This window comes from Streptomyces sp. NPDC008079 (genome assembly GCF_042957385.1).
Classification (GTDB): domain Bacteria; phylum Actinomycetota; class Actinomycetes; order Streptomycetales; family Streptomycetaceae; genus Actinacidiphila.
In genome coordinates this window covers 40,583-54,616 of sequence record NZ_JBIBIC010000027.1, presented here as the reverse complement: position 1 = coordinate 54,616, position 14,034 = coordinate 40,583, and the positions used below count along the sequence as shown (strand labels likewise).

Genomic DNA, 14,034 nt, shown 5'->3' with positions numbered 1-14,034 from the left:
GGGGTCCGGCCGTGCGGCCGGAGTCAGGACATGACGCAACGTCAGGTCATGAACAGCCGGGCCTGCGCGCGTTCGTGGCGGCCCGACATGACGTCGGCCATCGGTACGCAGCCCCCGAGGTCGGCCAACTCCGCGGCGAGGGCCCGCCCGACGACCTCCTCGATCACCGGCGCCGTCGCCCGCAGGACGACCTGGGCCCGTACGTGGTCGGTCAGCCGCAGCCGGAGCGCCGCGCCGACGAAGCTGACCGCGAGCGCGAACAGGTCGCCGGTCACCGCCTGTTCCGCGTCCACCCCGGCGGCGGCGTAGACGGCGCCCGCGACCGCCGCCTGCGACCCCGGCGCACCGCCGCCCGCCACGAGCGCCGCGTAGCGCTCCAGCACGGGTCCGCCGATCACGGTGCCCGCGATGTCGAGGAGTTGGCGCCCGACGCGGGTGGAGGCCACCCGCATCTCGCGGTTGAGCTTGGCCGCGTGCAACCGCTGGTCGACCCGCGCGACTAGGTCCCAGTCCCCCGCGCACACCGCCCGGTGCGTGAGCACCAGGGCGGTGGCGTCGCAGGGACCGATCCCGTGCCGCAGCAGATCGGCGAGCAGCCCCGGCACGTCGGCCGCCGTCACGGCCTTGGCCTGGGCGAAGCCCTCCAGGCTGTGCGAGAGGGTGTAGAAGCCGCTGGGGAAGGCCGAGTCGGTCAGCTGGAGGCTGACCAGCAGCGCCCCCAGCCGCCCCGGCCGCCCCATGACGGAGTCGGCCGGAGCGGCCGGAGCGTGCGCGTCGTTCGAGGCGTACGCGCCGTTCGAAGACGTCATGCCAGGAAGAACAGTTGGGTGAGCGGCAGTTCGCGGGCGGGGTCGATGGTCGTGGGGACTCCGTCCAGCGTCACCTTGTACGTCTCGGGGTCGACGGTGATCTTCGGCAGGGAGTTGTTGCGGACCATGTGCTGCTTGCCCACCGAGCGGCAGTGCCGTACGGGCAGAATCCTGCTCTCCAGGCCGAGCCGCTCCGGGACACCGCCCGCGATGCCCGCCTGGGACATGAACGAGACCCGGGTGGCCTGCTTGGCGCGGCCCTTCGCGCCGAACATCGGCCGGTAGTAGACCGGTTGCGGGGTGGGCAGCGAGGAGTTGGGGTCGCCCATCTGCGCCCAGTTGACCAGGCCGCCCTTGATGACCATCTTCGGCTTGGCCGCGAAGGCGTTGATCGGCCACAGCACGATGTCCGCGAGCTTGCCCGCCTCCAGCGACCCGATGTGCTCGGCCATGCCCGCCGCGATGGCCGGGTTGATCGTCATCTTCGCGAGGTAGCGCAGCACGCGCAGGTTGTCGTTGCGCTCGCTGTCGCCGTCGAGCTTGCCGCGCTGGTCCTTGCAGTGATGGGCGGTCTGGAAGGCGCGGGTGAAGGACTCGCCGACCCGGCCCATGGCCTGGGAGTCGGAGGAGAAGATGGAGATGACGCCCTCGTCGTGCAGCACCGTCTCGGCCGCGATCGTCTCCGCCCTGACCCGCGAGTCGGCGACGGACACGTCCTCGGGGATGTCGTGGCTGAGGTGATGGCAGACCATCACCATGTCCAGCAGCTCGTCCACCGAGTTCACCGTGTACGGCAGGGTCGGGTTGGTGGACGACGGCAGGACGTTGGGCTCACCGGCGATCCGCATGATGTCCGGGGCGTGCCCGCCGCCGGCGCCCTCGGTGTGGAAGGTGTGGATCGTACGGCCGTCGATCGCGGACAGGGTGTCCTCGAAGAACCCGGACTCGTTGAACGAGTCGGTGTGGATGGCCACTTGCACGTCGTACTCGTCGGCGACCCGTAGCGCGGTGTCGATCACGGCCGGGGTGGTGCCCCAGTCCTCGTGCACCTTCAGACCGCACACCCCGGCCTCGACCTGCTCCACCAGCGCGTCGGGCTGCGAGCCGTTGCCCTTGCCCAACAGCCCGATGTTGACCGGCAGATCCTCGGCCGCCTGGTACATCCGGCCGATGTTCCACGGGCCCGGCGTGCAGGTCGTGCCGTTGGTGCCGTCGGTGGGTCCGGTGCCGCCGCCCACCAGCGTGGTGATCCCGTTGCTCAGCGCCGCCTCGGCCTGCTGCGGGGAGACGAAGTGGATGTGCGTGTCGATGCCGCCGGCCGTCGCGATCAGGTGCTCGCCGGAGATGACCTCGGTGCCGGGACCGATGGTCAGCAGGGGGTGGACGCCGTTCTGGGTGTGCGGGTTGCCGGACTTGCCGACCGCCGCGATGAAGCCGTCCTTGACGCCGATGTCGCCCTTGACCACGCCCAGCACCGGGTCCAGCACGACCACGTTGGTGATGACCAGGTCCAACGCGCCCTGGGCGGCGGTGGCCTGCGGGTCCTGGGCCATGCCGTCACGGATGCTCTTGCCGCCGCCGTAGACGGCCTCGTCGCCGTAGAGGCCCTCGTTGAAGTCCTTCTCGACCTCGACGACGAGGTTGGTGTCGGCGAGGTGGAAGCGGTCGCCGACGGTCGGGCCGTACAGGTCCGTGTACTGCTTGCGCGGGAGCGTCGCCATCACCGGTCACCCTTCGTCTTGTTCTTCGCGCTCTTCGCGCCCTTGTCGTTCTTCGCGGTGCCGTCGGCGGCGGCGCTCTTGCCCGCGCCGCCGGCGGTGTCCCCCGTCGCGCCCTTGAACCCCAGGGCGACGGCGCGGGCTTCGGCGGCGATCCGGGTGGTGGCCGAGTTCAGGCCGCCGTTGACGAGGCCGCTGAAGCCGACCAGCCGCCGGTGGCCGCCGAATTCGGTCAGCGTCACCTCCCGCGAGTCGCCGGGCTCGAAGCGCACCGAGGTGCCCGCGGGGATGTCCAGGTGCATTCCGTACGCGGCCTCGCGGTCGAACTCCAGGGCCCGGTTGGCCTCGAAGAAGTGGTAGTGCGAGCCGACCTGGACCCCGCGGTCACCGGTGTTCGACACGGTGACCGTGGCCGTGGCGCGGCCGGCGTTGATCTCGACGGGATCATCGCCGTACAAGTAATTCGGCATGGCTGGTCTCTCTTTCTCGCGGGAACGGCGGCAACCGGTCGGTTCAGTGCGGGAGATGGGCGTGCGGGTGGCTGTGGGTGTGCGCACCTGGTGCGGATGGTGCGGAGATGTCGGCGTGCGTGTGGGCGAAGCCGTGGCCGTGTTCGGCGTCCAGGCCCGCGGCGACGCCGTCGTCGCCGTGCGCCAGCCGGTGCAGGGCCTCGGTGCGGCGGGCCGCGACGACCCCCTCGACGGCCGCCCGGCTCAGCAGCGGGCCGCCGTCGACCGCGCCCGCGACCGGCGGGGACGACGTGGCGGGCGGCCCGAACCCGGCCGACAGCAGCAGCACGTCCTCGGCGCCGAGCCGTCGGCAGCGCTCCACGCCCTGCGGCACATCGGGGTCGCCGTCGGTGAAGGCGACCTCGACCCAACGGTGGCCGCCGTACTGGCGCACCAGCCGGGCCACCCGGAACAGCTCGGCGTCGGCGAACGGGTCGGCGGCGGGCGCGGTGACCAGGACGGCGGTAGCGTCCCCCGCGCCCCGTCCCGCGGCGGCGCGCAGCCAGCCGACCAGGTGGTCCTGGGTGCCGAAGGGCGCGCTCAGCACCGTACGTCCGCTGCCGCCGCCCTCCTGCGCCCAGCGCAGCGACCGCGCCGCCTCGGCGACCAGCGCGCGGTCGCGGCCCAGCGTCATCGGGATCACGCAGACCGGTGCGTCGCGCTCGGCGAGCAGGCGGGCGACCGCTTGGGTGAGGGGCGCGCCTGCCGGGACCACGGTGTACGTGTCCCCGGCGCCGCTCCCGGCCCACGGCGCGAGGTCGCGGGCGGCGGCGCTCTCGTGCCCGCCGACGAGCACCACGCTCGCGGCGGCGGCCGGGGTGCGCACAGTGACGGAGCTCGGCGCCGTCATGCCCCGACCGGGTCGTGACAGGACACCAGCTTGGTGCCGTCGACGAATCCGGCCTCCACCTGGAGCAGCGGCAGCATGTCGCGTACGCCCGGCATCACGTCACCGGCGGCGACGACCTGCTTGCCCAGCTCCATGCACTCCGCGACGGAGCGCCCGTCGCGCGCGGCCTCCAGGATCGCCTCGCTGATCAGCGCGCATGCCTCGCTGTAGTTCAGCTTCACACCGCGGTCACGGCGCTTGCGGGCCAGATCGGCCACCACGTAGATGAGGAGCTTGTCGACTTCGCGAGGGGCGAGGTTCATCCGTTCACTCTCTTCTTGGGCTCTTCGGCTCTTCGGTTGGGCTCTTCGGCTTCAGGGGTACGGACAGGGGGCGGGAGGCCGCCCGAGGGTGATCACATACGGGCGGTCGCATGCGGGCGGTCACATACGGGCGGTCACGTGCGGCGCAGGCGCGGGATCGAGGGGACGGCGGCGACGAAGACCACGGCGGTCAGCACGAACGGCCAGGTGAGGGCGTGTCCGCCGAAAGGCGCGACGATGTTGTCGAGGGCGGCGGTCACCACCGTCGCCACCCCCGCGCCGCCAATGGCGTAGACCAGGCTCCAGGGGCCGGGCGCGATGAACACCCCGCACAGCGCCATCGCTACCAGGACCGCGTTGTACCCCAGCAGCCCCTGGCCGACCTCGGCCGCCGGTGCGCCGAGCAGGACCGCGACGGCCAGCGCGGTCGCGCTCCCCACACACGCCATCACCGCCGCCAGCCGGTTGGCCAGCGCGATGCCGATGAGGAACATCAGGCCGACGTACCACTGGGACATGAAGAAGATCTGGCCGAAGCTGGAGAGGAAGGCGTGCCAGGTCTGATCCCACGTCAGCGCGGTCCGGCCGCTGGCGGTCGCGGGCAGGGCGGCGAGGCTGTGCCCCTGGTGCCACGCCTTCTCGAATCCCGGCGCCCCGACGGTCATGACGGTGGTGACCAGGCAGAACGGAATGGTGAACGTCGGTACGTCCCAGGTCCCCAGCATGATCGCCAGGGCCGTCGTCACCACGACCACCAGGCTGGAGGCGAAGACGGCGAGCAGGAACGTCGACCAGTGGCCGGGGCCGAGGAAGACCGAGAAGCCGGTGCCGACCAAGCAGCCGTTGAACCCCCGCAGCCCCGCGCCGACCAACGCGTGCTCGATGCCCAGCGCGTGGGCCGTCGCGGTGGCGACCGCCGCGCCCAGCAGCCCGTACACCCCGTGCTGCCAGCCCGAGACGAACAGCGCCGCGAGGAACACCGCCCCGCACAGCGCGCTCGGCATGAAGTCCACCTGCGCGATGCCGCGCAGCACCTCCATCCCGAACGACACCGGAGGGCGGTTCTCCAGACGCCCCAGCGTGCCGCCGCCGCTGCCATCGCTCGGTCCGGCCTTGTCGGACATGCAGATTTCCACGCCTTCGGTCAGAACGGCCAGGTGCGACCCGTGCGCCGTGCATCCGGACAACCGATCAGCACAGATCCGTCCACAAAAGGACGAATCGGTGTAATCAGACCAACATCACGGAAGCTAGCAGCGCCGGAGCCGCGCCCGGCGCCGACATGATGGCGTCTTCACCCATTCGGCGACTTATGTGATGACGTGTCCGCTGACCGGCGGCGCGTAATCTCCGCCCACAGGACGCCAGTTGCCGTTCCGCTCGCGCCGTCTCCGGGCGTGCGGCCACCTCCCGCGATCCGCGGGCAGGCCGACGGCGCGCCCCGGCTCGTCGTCCTGGACCAGACGACGGGCGCGCGCCAGGAAGCAACGGCCGCTCTCTAGGGCCTGTCCGGCGGATCATGGGCGGTCCAGGCGGCGCCTGGCGCGTGCGAGCGCAAGGCGCCGGGACGGCCTCATAGCGGAGCTGTTCGGGTATGTCGGCAACGCGGCGGGCGTGCGTGCCAGGAGTCGAAGGGGCCGTTCGTGATCCGCCGGACAGGCCCTAGGCGGCCCCGCCGCCCATCAGCCGTCCGAAGGCGGCCGGATCGGCGTCGTATCCGCGGATGTTCCGGTGGAACCGCCACTCCCCCGCGTCCCCGCGGGTGAATTCGGCGACGGTCGCGGCGGTGGCGTCGGCCACGTCGGCGAAGTCGTACTCCAGGAGGGCGTTGTATCCCTCCAGTAACCGGATGTCGGGGTTCGCCGCCTGGCCGAAGGTGAGCCGGCCGTCGCGCTGCTGGATGGCGACGCCCACCACGACGCGGCCGTACGAGGCCGACAGCCGGTCGAGTTCGATGGTCATGCTCTCGTCGGCGCCGAAGCCCTTGCCGGTCTTGCTGTCGCGGTTCAAGGTGATGGTGCCGTCGGGCGAGCGGCTGTCGAAGTACACGAGGTACGCGGGCTCGCCGTGCCGGTCGTCCGTGGCGAACGTCGCGGCGATCAGGTCGAGATCGGTGTCGGGCGAGCCCAACGGACTCGGATCCCACCGCAGTTGGACCTCGATCTTCCCGCTGCCCTTGTTGAGGCTGCTGCTCACCGGGTCTCCCCCTCCTTGGAACCGCGCCGACGTGCGAGAACGTACCGATCGTGCCGGAAGCGAACGTGCCGGATGCACGGGCCGCGCCGCCCGGTCGTCCGCGCCCCGGCCGTGGCCGCGTCGCCGACCGCCGGGGTCCATGCCTCGATTAACCACACCGCCGGGCACGCTGTCCACACCGCCTCCGGCGGCGTCCTGCGTACTTTCACCGCCGGGGCGCGCCGCAGCTCCCGGCCCCGCGTACTGGCATAGACCAATGACGGTCACCGGAGCCCCTTCCGCCCCAGGGCTCTACGCGCGTAACCTCCTTCATTGTCATGGCCACACCACCAAGGCACCACCCCCCTCGCCCTTGGAGGCGCACATGGACAACGCCGGACACGACTCCCGGCGCGGGTCGGTGCCACGCCGCGCGCTCGCGGCGATCGGCACGCTGACCGCTCTCCTCGCCCTGTTCGTCGCGGCTCCCGGCGCGGCCACCGCGGCCTCCCCTTCCGGCGGCGGCAGCCCCATCGCACACCCCGAACTGGACTGGATGGGCTCGACCGTCGCGGCCCACGAGGGCCGGTCGAACGGCGGCGGCGCGGTGACCCCGAACGCCGCCCAGACCCTCGGCTTCGACGTGAGCCACTACCAGGGCGCCGTCAACTGGGCGGGCGCGTACGCCAACGGCGCCCGGTTCGCCTATATGAAGGCCACCGAGGGCACGACCTTCCGTGACCCCAACTTCTCGGCGAACTACACGGGTTCGTACAACGCGGGCTTCATCCGGGGCGCCTACCACTTCGCGAACCCCAACGCCTCGACGGGCGCGGCCCAGGCCGACTACTTCGTCGCGCACGGCGGCGGCTGGTCCAAGGACGGCAAGACACTGCCGCCCATGCTGGACATCGAGTACGGGCCGTCGTCCACCTGCTGGGGGCTGAGCCAGGCCGCGATGCGGACCTGGATCACGTCGTTCATCAATGAGGTGCACGCCAAGACCACCCGCTGGGCGACGATCTACACCACGACCAACTGGTGGACGACCTGCACGGGCAACACCTCCGCCTACTCGGCCAACGACCCGCTGTTCATCGCGCGGTACGCCTCCAGCGTCGGCACCCTGCCGGCCGGCTGGCCGTTCTACACCTTCTGGCAGCACGCCGACTCCGGCGTCTTCCCCGGTGACCAGGACTACTTCAACGGGGCGCTGAGCGGACTGCGCAATCTCGCCAACAACACCTGAGCGCACGACGCCCGAGCGGGCGGCACCCGAGCGGGCACGACGGCGGCCCCGCGCCCACGGCAGGGAGGAACCGTGGGCGCGGGGCCGCCGCACGCGCGGACGCGGGCCGTCAGCGGACGGCCGCGACGTCAGTGGGAGCTGTGGTGGCCCTCGAACGCGTAGCCGCCACCGGCCTCGAAGCCACCGATCTCACCCTTGACGGTGGTGATCCCGTACGGGCCGCCGAGGTTGGTCTTCTCGAAGCCGGCGAAGCCGCCCGCGGTGTGGAAGCCGCCCATCCCGGCGTGACCGCCGTCGTGCGAGACGGCGGCAGCGGCCGGAACAGCCGACATGAGCCCGGCGGCGGAAACGGCGGCGACGGTGATGGCGATACGACGAAGCATGTCACTCTCCTGTGTGTTGGTGGGTGAGCCTTCACCGTGACCCGGTACCGCCCGGCCCGCACCTCGTCGCGCGCACACGGCTGACGGGCAGCCCCGAACGGGCTACGTGACCTCCGGCGCGGTCAGCGTGAACAGTCCGCCGTCCGGGTCACGGACGACCGCCGACTCCCCCGCGGGGCCCGCGTGGTGCGCCACGACACCGCCGCCGTTGGCGCGGACCGCCCGCAGCGCGGCGGGCAGGTCGCGCAGGGTGAAGAAGACCTCCCAGTGCGGGCGCTCGACAGGGTCGGGCGCGGCCTGGACGGCGCCGCGGCCGAGCCGGGCCACGACCCGCCCCGCGCTGCGCAGCACCACCTCGTCGCCCTCGTACGCCACCTCGCAGGCGCCGGGCCGGTCGCTGGCCCACAGCAGCACCTCGCCGTAGAAGATGGCCGCCTCGAACGGGTCGGGGGTGCGCAGCCGCAGCCACACCGGCTGCTCGTCGCGCCAGCGCGGCCAGGATTCGGAGAGCAGGCCCTCCCAGATGCCGAAGACGGCGCCGTTGCGGTCGGCGGCCAGGGCCGCGCGGCCGGATTCGAAGGCGATCGGGCCGACGGCGACGGTGCCGCTGCGCTCCCTGATCCTGGCCGCGGTCTCGTCGGCGTCCTCGACCGCGAAGTACGGCGTCCAGGCGACGGGCACCTGCCAGGCGGAGGCCAGCTCGGCGATGCCCGCCACCGGCCTGCCGTCGTCCAGCGCGACGCTGAACCGGCCGCCCAGCTTCGTCCCGCGGTAGGTCCAGCCCAGGACCGCCGCGTAGAAGCGGTGGGTCGCGGCCAGGTCGCGCGAGGTCAGGCTGACCCAGCACGGCGCGCCGAAGACGGCGTCGCTGGATGTCGCGCCCGTCCCGGGGCGCGGGCTCTGGCGCATGGACACGGCAATCACCACCTGACGGGTTCGACGCGGGGCCGGACGCGTTCCCGCGGGCCGCCGGGTCGGCGGGGCGGATCGTCCTGGTCCGTCCCTCAGTGTGCCGTCGATGGGCCCGGACCTCCTGTCGAGCCGGTCGGACCGTCACGCTCCGTGGTGACCGGCGCCTGACAGTGAGCGCGTACGGCGCGGCTGCCGGGGGTCTCCGAGGCGCCGCCGGGCGCGTCCTCCGAGGGCGAACACGGTGGAACTGCGGGTGGCAGGCCGCGTACCTAGGATGGGAGTGGCGGGCCCCGGCGCCATGCCGTGGCCCGGCACCGGTGATCCGCACGAATGGGGGCATGGATGCTGGGGACAGAGCCCAGCGGCGCGACACGGACCGTGATCGTGACCGTCGACGACGATCCCTCGGTGTCGCGTGCGGTCGCACGCGACCTGCGGCGGCGTTACGGCGAGGAGCACCGGATCGTCCGGGCGGAGTCCGGGGAGTCGGCGCTGGAGGCGCTGCGCGAGATGCGGCTGCGCGGTGACGCGGTCGCGGTGATCCTGGCGGATTACCGGATGCCCGCGATGAACGGCATCGAATTCCTCGAACGGGCGATGGATGTGTATCCGGGCGCCCGCCGGGTGCTGCTGACGGCGTACGCCGACACGGGCGCGGCCATTGACGCCATCAATGTGGTGGACCTCGACCACTATCTGCTCAAGCCCTGGGACCCGCCGGAGGAGAAGCTGTACCCGGTGGTGGACGCGCTGCTCGACGCCTGGCGCGCCTCGGACCACCGGCCGGTGCGGGAGACGAAGGTCATCGGCCACCGCTGGTCGGCGCGGTCGTCCGGGGTCCGCGAATTCCTGGCGCGCAATCAGGTGCCGTATCACTGGTACGCCTCGGACGAGCCGGAGGGCCAGAAGCTGCTGGCCGCCGCGGACGAGGACGGGGTACGGCTGCCGGTGGTGATCACCCCGGACGGCAAGCCGCTGGTGGAGCCGACCGACCAGGATCTGGCCAGCAGTGTCGGTCTGGCGACGACGCCCTCGGCGCGCTTCTACGACCTGGTGGTCATCGGCGGCGGCCCCGCCGGTCTCGGCTCCGCGGTCTACGGCGCGTCCGAGGGGCTGCGGACCGTGCTGGTGGAGCGCACCGCGACCGGCGGGCAGGCGGGGCAGAGCTCCCGGATCGAGAACTACCTGGGCTTCCCCGACGGGGTCTCCGGCGGGCAGCTCACCGACCGCGCGCACCGGCAGGCCACCCGCTTCGGCGCCGAGATCCTGACCGCGTGCGAGGTCACGGGGCTCGAGGTCAGCGGCTCGGCGCGGACCGTGACCTTCGCCGACGGCTCCGCGGTCTCGGCGCACACGGTGATCCTGGCGACCGGCGTGTCCTACCGGCAGCTCGACGCGCCCGGCGTGTCGGAGCTGACGGGCCGCGGTGTGTTCTACGGCTCCGCGCTGACCGAGGCGGCCCGCTGCCAGGAGCAGGACGTGTACATCGTCGGCGGGGCGAATTCCGCCGGGCAGGCCGCGGTGTATCTGGCCAGGGGCGCCAAGTCCGTGACGATCCTGGTCCGGGGCGACTCGCTGACCTCGTCCATGTCGCACTATCTGGTGCAGCAGATCGGGGCCACCCCGGCGATCAAGGTGCGTACGCGCACGGAGGTCGTGTCCGCCGAGGGCGAGGACCATCTGGAGCGGATCACGCTGCGCGACACCACGACCGGCCTGACCGAGACGGTCGACGCGGGCTGGCTCTTCGTGTTCATCGGCGCCGCCCCGCTGACGGACTGGCTGGACGGGGTGGTGCTGCGCGACGAACGCGGGTTCGTCGTGGCCGGTCCCGATCTGGCGCCGCCGGGCGAACGCCCGGTGGACTGGCCGCTGGAGCGGCCCCCGTACCACCTGGAGACCAGCGTGCCGGGGGTGTTCGTGGCCGGTGACGCGCGCGCCGAGTCCGCCAAGCGGGTGGCGTCCGCGGTCGGCGAGGGCGCCATGGCCGTCATGCTCGTCCACCGATACCTGGAGCGGCTATGAGCGTCCAGTACCTGCCGTGCGACGTGGCCGAGCTGCGCTCGCTCTTCTTGTTCGAGAAGCTGACCGACGACCAGTTGGACTGGCTGTGCCGCAAGGGCCGGGTGCAGATGGAGGAGCCGGGCGCCGTCTATCTGGAGGGCGAGCCCGCGACCTGCTTCTACGTGCTGCTCGAAGGCACGGTGGTGATGTCGCGCCGGGTGGGCGCCGACGACGTGGAGGTCTCGCGCACCTCGGACCGCGGGGTCTACGCGGGCGCCTTCCAGTCGTATCTGGGCGACCGGGTGCCGCAGGTCTACAACAGCTCGCTGCGCGTCACCGAGCCGTCGCGCTTCTACGTGCTGTCGGCGGACCACTTCGCCGAGCTGATGCGCGAGTGGTTCCCGATGGCCGTGCACATGCTGGAGGGGCTGTTCTTCGGCAACCGCAGCACCAAGCAGGCCATCGGCCAGCGTGAGCGGCTGCTGGCCCTGGGGTCGCTGTCGGCCGGCCTCACCCACGAGTTGAACAATCCGGCCGCGGCGGCGCTGCGGGCGACGGCCACGCTGCGCGAACGGGTGGCCGGGATGCGGCACAAACTCGGCATGATCGCCGGGGGGCCGCTCGACCGGGCCACGCTCGCGACGCTGATCGAGCTCCAGGAGCGGGCGGTCGAGCAGTCCGCGAAGGCCGTGCAGCTCACCCCGATGGAGACCTCGGACCGCGAGGACGCCATCTCCGACTGGCTCGACGACCACGGCGTGACGGCCGGGTGGGACCTCGCGCCGAATTTCGTGCAGGCCGGGCTCGACACGGACTGGCTGGAGCGGGTGGCCGCGACGGTCACGCCCGACACCCTCGACAGCGCGATGCGGTGGCTGAACTACACCGTCGAGACCGAGCTGCTGATGAACGAGATCCAGGACTCCACGGCCCGGATCTCGACCCTGGTCAACGCGGCGCGGCAGTATTCGCAGCTCGACCGGGCGCCGTACCAGGTGGTGGACGTGCACGAGTTGCTGGAGAGCACGCTGCACATGCTGACCGGCAAATTCGGTCCGGGCATCAAGGTGGTCAAGGACTTCGACCGTACGCTGCCGAAGATCCCCGGCTATCCGGGTGAGCTGAACCAGGTGTGGACCAATCTCATCGACAACGCGGTGGCCGCGATGGAGGGGACGGGCACGCTGACGGTGCGTACGGCGCTGGACCGCGAGCAGCTTCTGGTCGAGTTCCGTGACACCGGAGCCGGTATCGCGCCGGAGATCCGGGAAAGGATCTTCGAGCCGTTCTTCACCACCAAGCCGGTGGGCGAGGGCACGGGGCTGGGACTCGACATCTCCTGGCGCATCGTGGTGAACAAGCACCACGGCGACCTCCAGGCGGAGTCGGTGCCCGGCGACACCCGTTTCCTGGTCCGCCTGCCGCTCACGGCGGAGCAGCCGGAGGCCGCACCTGATGCCGCGTCCGACGCCCGGCCGGAGGCGGCACCGCAGGCCAGCTCCGACAGTCCGTCCGACAATCAGCGGGAGCCGTCATGACGACCACCCCAGGTATCGACCCCACCGCCCGGCCCAGCGGGGCCGGTTGCGCCGACTGCGACGCGGCGGGCGGCTGGTGGTTCCATCTGCGCCGCTGCGCCCAGTGCGGGCACATCGGCTGCTGCGACTCGTCGCCCGCGCAGCACGCGAGCGCGCACTCGGCGGCCACCGGCCATCCGATCATGCGGACCTTCGAGCCGGGCGAGGACTGGTTCTGGGACTTCACGACCGACGCGTACGTCGAGACCGACGTGGCGCTGGCCCCGCCGCAGAGCCGTCCGGCCGACCAGCCGGTGCCGGGCCCGGCCGGCCGGGTCCCGGCGGACTGGCGCGCCCACCTCAACTGAGCGGCGGACGCGCCGAGTCGGCGTACCGCGCGGACCGGCGTACGTCGGGCGGGAGCACGTCGTCACGGCGTGCTCCCGGCCCGCGTACGCCGGATCCGTCAGCGGTGGGCGCTGCTGTTGCGGCGGCGGGTGAAGTAGACCGCGCCCGCGCCGAGGACCAGCAGGGCGGCGCCGCCGCCCGCGAAGGCCACCGTCTGCGAGCCGTTGCCGCCGGTCTCGGCCAGGTCACCGCTGGAGGTGTCGGAGGCCGGCTCCACGACCGGCGAGCCGACCGGGCCCGCGGAGTTCGTGGGCGACGCCGTCGGTGACGTGGTGTCGTCGACGACCGGGGCGCTGGAGCTCGGCGTCGTCGACGGAGTGTCGGACGGAGTGTCGGACGGGGTGTCCGACGGCGAGTCCGACGGGGTGTCGGTGACGGAGTCCGTCGGGGACGGGCTGGTCGTCTCGCTGTCCGAGGGCTCGGGCGAGGTGGTGGTCGAGTCGCTGGGCTCGGGGCTGTCCGTCGTCTCGCTGGGGGACGGGGACGGGGAGTCGGTCACCGAGTCGCTGGGCGACGGGGACGGGGTGGAGCACGGCGCGCTGCCGTTCCACGCCGTGATCAGGTTCTCGGGGGTCGCGGAGTACGGGTAGCGCGGCAGCTTGCCGTGGCCCTTGCCCTCGCCGCCGTCGTACTTGATGCCGTTGCCGTACAGGTCGATCTGGCCGAAGCAGGACGGCGCGTAGGCGCTGACGTCCAGGGTGGCCCGGGTGTTCTTGTGGTCGAGCTGGGTGGTGTCCCAGCCGAGGAACGCCTGCGTGCCCGAGGTGTCCCAGGTGGGGCCCTCGGCGCTGTAGGAGGCGAGCGAGACGACGTACGTGCAGCCCTTGTTGACCTTGTCCGTCAGCCGGACCGTGATCTTCGTCGGGGCCGGGTCGTTGATCCGGCCGTTGTCGGACCAGGTCTTCCCGCCGTCCTCGGAGTGCTCGATGTGCGACCGGCCGCAGTTGTTCTTGTCGTTGCCGGACGCCTGCGCCGTACCGACGCCCGCCAGCGTGACGGCGGCGGTGAGCGAGCCGAGGCCGACCACGCCTATGGCTCGTCTGGTGATGGAACGCTGCACTGAATCTGCTCCCTGCACTGTGAACGGGCAGCGGAGGCAGGCGGAGCGGGTCGGACCCTACGCCGTGCGCGAGACTCGTGCCCGGTGGCCTGCGATGGAGTCTCGCCGCCGACGATGATCGGCCTGTTGGCCGGTGAC

The 14,034-nt window shown here is 72.0% G+C and carries 14 protein-coding genes; 4 read left to right on the top strand and 10 right to left on the bottom strand.

Annotation, left to right across the window (positions count from 1 at the left end):
* Positions 1 to 41: 41 nt before the first annotated feature.
* From ACFZAM_RS35185 to ACFZAM_RS35155, 7 genes are all read right to left on the bottom strand, one after another.
* A complete protein-coding gene (locus ACFZAM_RS35185) occupies positions 42 to 740 on the bottom strand; it encodes an urease accessory UreF family protein (RefSeq protein ID WP_391052205.1) in 699 nt (232 codons plus the stop codon).
* Positions 741 to 805: 65 nt separating this feature from the next.
* Positions 806 to 2,530: an urease subunit alpha gene (ureC, locus tag ACFZAM_RS35180; RefSeq protein ID WP_355349718.1), complete on the bottom strand. Its 1,725-nt coding sequence runs from the start codon at positions 2,528 to 2,530 to the stop codon at positions 806 to 808.
* A complete protein-coding gene (locus ACFZAM_RS35175; protein ID WP_391052175.1) occupies positions 2,530 to 2,997 on the bottom strand; it encodes an urease subunit beta in 468 nt (155 codons plus the stop codon). The genes ureC and ACFZAM_RS35175 overlap by 1 nt, the downstream gene beginning before the upstream one ends.
* A 43-nt stretch (positions 2,998 to 3,040) precedes the next feature.
* Positions 3,041 to 3,886, bottom strand: coding sequence for a sirohydrochlorin chelatase (locus ACFZAM_RS35170; protein WP_391052172.1), 846 nt, complete (start codon positions 3,884 to 3,886; stop codon positions 3,041 to 3,043).
* Complete coding sequence (locus ACFZAM_RS35165; protein WP_355349727.1) at positions 3,883 to 4,188, bottom strand: urease subunit gamma; 306 nt, start codon at positions 4,186 to 4,188, stop codon at positions 3,883 to 3,885. Before ACFZAM_RS35165 ends, ACFZAM_RS35170 begins: the two co-directional genes overlap by 4 nt.
* Before the next feature lie 134 nt (positions 4,189 to 4,322).
* Positions 4,323 to 5,312, bottom strand: a complete 990-nt coding sequence (locus ACFZAM_RS35160; RefSeq protein WP_391052168.1) for an urea transporter — start codon at positions 5,310 to 5,312, stop codon at positions 4,323 to 4,325.
* 538 nt (positions 5,313 to 5,850) lie between these two features.
* Entirely contained in the window at positions 5,851 to 6,384 is a 534-nt protein-coding gene (locus tag ACFZAM_RS35155) for a TerD family protein (RefSeq protein WP_391052165.1), read from the bottom strand.
* 364 nt (positions 6,385 to 6,748) lie between these two features.
* On the opposite strand from ACFZAM_RS35155, the gene ACFZAM_RS35150 reads away from it, so the two are divergent.
* The gene (locus ACFZAM_RS35150) at positions 6,749 to 7,612 is read left to right on the top strand and encodes a GH25 family lysozyme (protein ID WP_391052162.1); all 864 of its coding nucleotides are present in this window, start codon (positions 6,749 to 6,751) and stop codon (positions 7,610 to 7,612) included.
* 128 nt (positions 7,613 to 7,740) lie between these two features.
* Here the strand turns inward: ACFZAM_RS35150 and ACFZAM_RS35145 are convergent, their stop codons facing one another.
* Together ACFZAM_RS35145 and ACFZAM_RS35140 are read right to left on the bottom strand one after the other, a co-directional pair.
* A complete protein-coding gene (locus ACFZAM_RS35145) occupies positions 7,741 to 7,995 on the bottom strand; it encodes a hypothetical protein (RefSeq protein ID WP_355349739.1) in 255 nt (84 codons plus the stop codon).
* A 102-nt stretch (positions 7,996 to 8,097) separates the two neighbouring features.
* Positions 8,098 to 8,904 (bottom strand): VOC family protein, encoded by an 807-nt coding sequence (locus tag ACFZAM_RS35140; protein WP_355349769.1) that lies wholly within the window; start codon positions 8,902 to 8,904, stop codon positions 8,098 to 8,100.
* 345 nt (positions 8,905 to 9,249) lie between these two features.
* Between ACFZAM_RS35140 and ACFZAM_RS35135 the strand changes: the two genes are divergently transcribed.
* Genes ACFZAM_RS35135 through ACFZAM_RS35125 form a run of 3 tightly spaced genes read left to right on the top strand, consistent with a single transcriptional unit; the run spans position 9,250 to position 12,796 of the window.
* Positions 9,250 to 10,932 (top strand): FAD-dependent oxidoreductase, encoded by a 1,683-nt coding sequence (locus ACFZAM_RS35135; protein WP_355349742.1) that lies wholly within the window; start codon positions 9,250 to 9,252, stop codon positions 10,930 to 10,932.
* Complete coding sequence (locus ACFZAM_RS35130) at positions 10,929 to 12,449, top strand: ATP-binding protein (protein WP_355349745.1); 1,521 nt, start codon at positions 10,929 to 10,931, stop codon at positions 12,447 to 12,449. Before ACFZAM_RS35135 ends, ACFZAM_RS35130 begins: the two co-directional genes overlap by 4 nt.
* The gene (locus ACFZAM_RS35125) at positions 12,446 to 12,796 is read left to right on the top strand and encodes a UBP-type zinc finger domain-containing protein (protein WP_355349748.1); all 351 of its coding nucleotides are present in this window, start codon (positions 12,446 to 12,448) and stop codon (positions 12,794 to 12,796) included. Before ACFZAM_RS35130 ends, ACFZAM_RS35125 begins: the two co-directional genes overlap by 4 nt.
* Positions 12,797 to 12,894: 98 nt before the next feature.
* On the opposite strand, the gene ACFZAM_RS35120 is transcribed toward ACFZAM_RS35125, so the two are convergent.
* On the bottom strand, positions 12,895 to 13,896 hold the full coding sequence (locus ACFZAM_RS35120; RefSeq protein WP_391052156.1) for an LAETG motif-containing sortase-dependent surface protein: 1,002 nt from the start codon (positions 13,894 to 13,896) through the stop codon (positions 12,895 to 12,897).
* Positions 13,897 to 14,034 lie beyond the last annotated feature (138 nt).

Bases quoted from the DNA above. Each gene is read 5' to 3' on its own strand.
- ACFZAM_RS35185 (WP_391052205.1), bottom strand. From the start codon at position 740: ATGGGGCGGCCGGGGCGGCTGGGGGCGCTGCTGGTCAGCCTCCAGCTG.
- ureC (WP_355349718.1), bottom strand. From the start codon at position 2,530: ATGGCGACGCTCCCGCGCAAGCAGTACACGGACCTGTACGGCCCGACC.
- ACFZAM_RS35175 (WP_391052175.1), bottom strand. From the start codon at position 2,997: ATGCCGAATTACTTGTACGGCGATGATCCCGTCGAGATCAACGCCGGC.
- ACFZAM_RS35170 (WP_391052172.1), bottom strand. From the start codon at position 3,886: ATGACGGCGCCGAGCTCCGTCACTGTGCGCACCCCGGCCGCCGCCGCG.
- ACFZAM_RS35165 (WP_355349727.1), bottom strand. From the start codon at position 4,188: ATGAACCTCGCCCCTCGCGAAGTCGACAAGCTCCTCATCTACGTGGTG.
- ACFZAM_RS35160 (WP_391052168.1), bottom strand. From the start codon at position 5,312: ATGTCCGACAAGGCCGGACCGAGCGATGGCAGCGGCGGCGGCACGCTG.
- ACFZAM_RS35150 (WP_391052162.1), top strand. From the start codon at position 6,749: ATGGACAACGCCGGACACGACTCCCGGCGCGGGTCGGTGCCACGCCGC.
- ACFZAM_RS35145 (WP_355349739.1), bottom strand. From the start codon at position 7,995: ATGCTTCGTCGTATCGCCATCACCGTCGCCGCCGTTTCCGCCGCCGGG.
- ACFZAM_RS35140 (WP_355349769.1), bottom strand. From the start codon at position 8,904: ATGCGCCAGAGCCCGCGCCCCGGGACGGGCGCGACATCCAGCGACGCC.
- ACFZAM_RS35135 (WP_355349742.1), top strand. From the start codon at position 9,250: ATGCTGGGGACAGAGCCCAGCGGCGCGACACGGACCGTGATCGTGACC.
- ACFZAM_RS35130 (WP_355349745.1), top strand. From the start codon at position 10,929: ATGAGCGTCCAGTACCTGCCGTGCGACGTGGCCGAGCTGCGCTCGCTC.
- ACFZAM_RS35125 (WP_355349748.1), top strand. From the start codon at position 12,446: ATGACGACCACCCCAGGTATCGACCCCACCGCCCGGCCCAGCGGGGCC.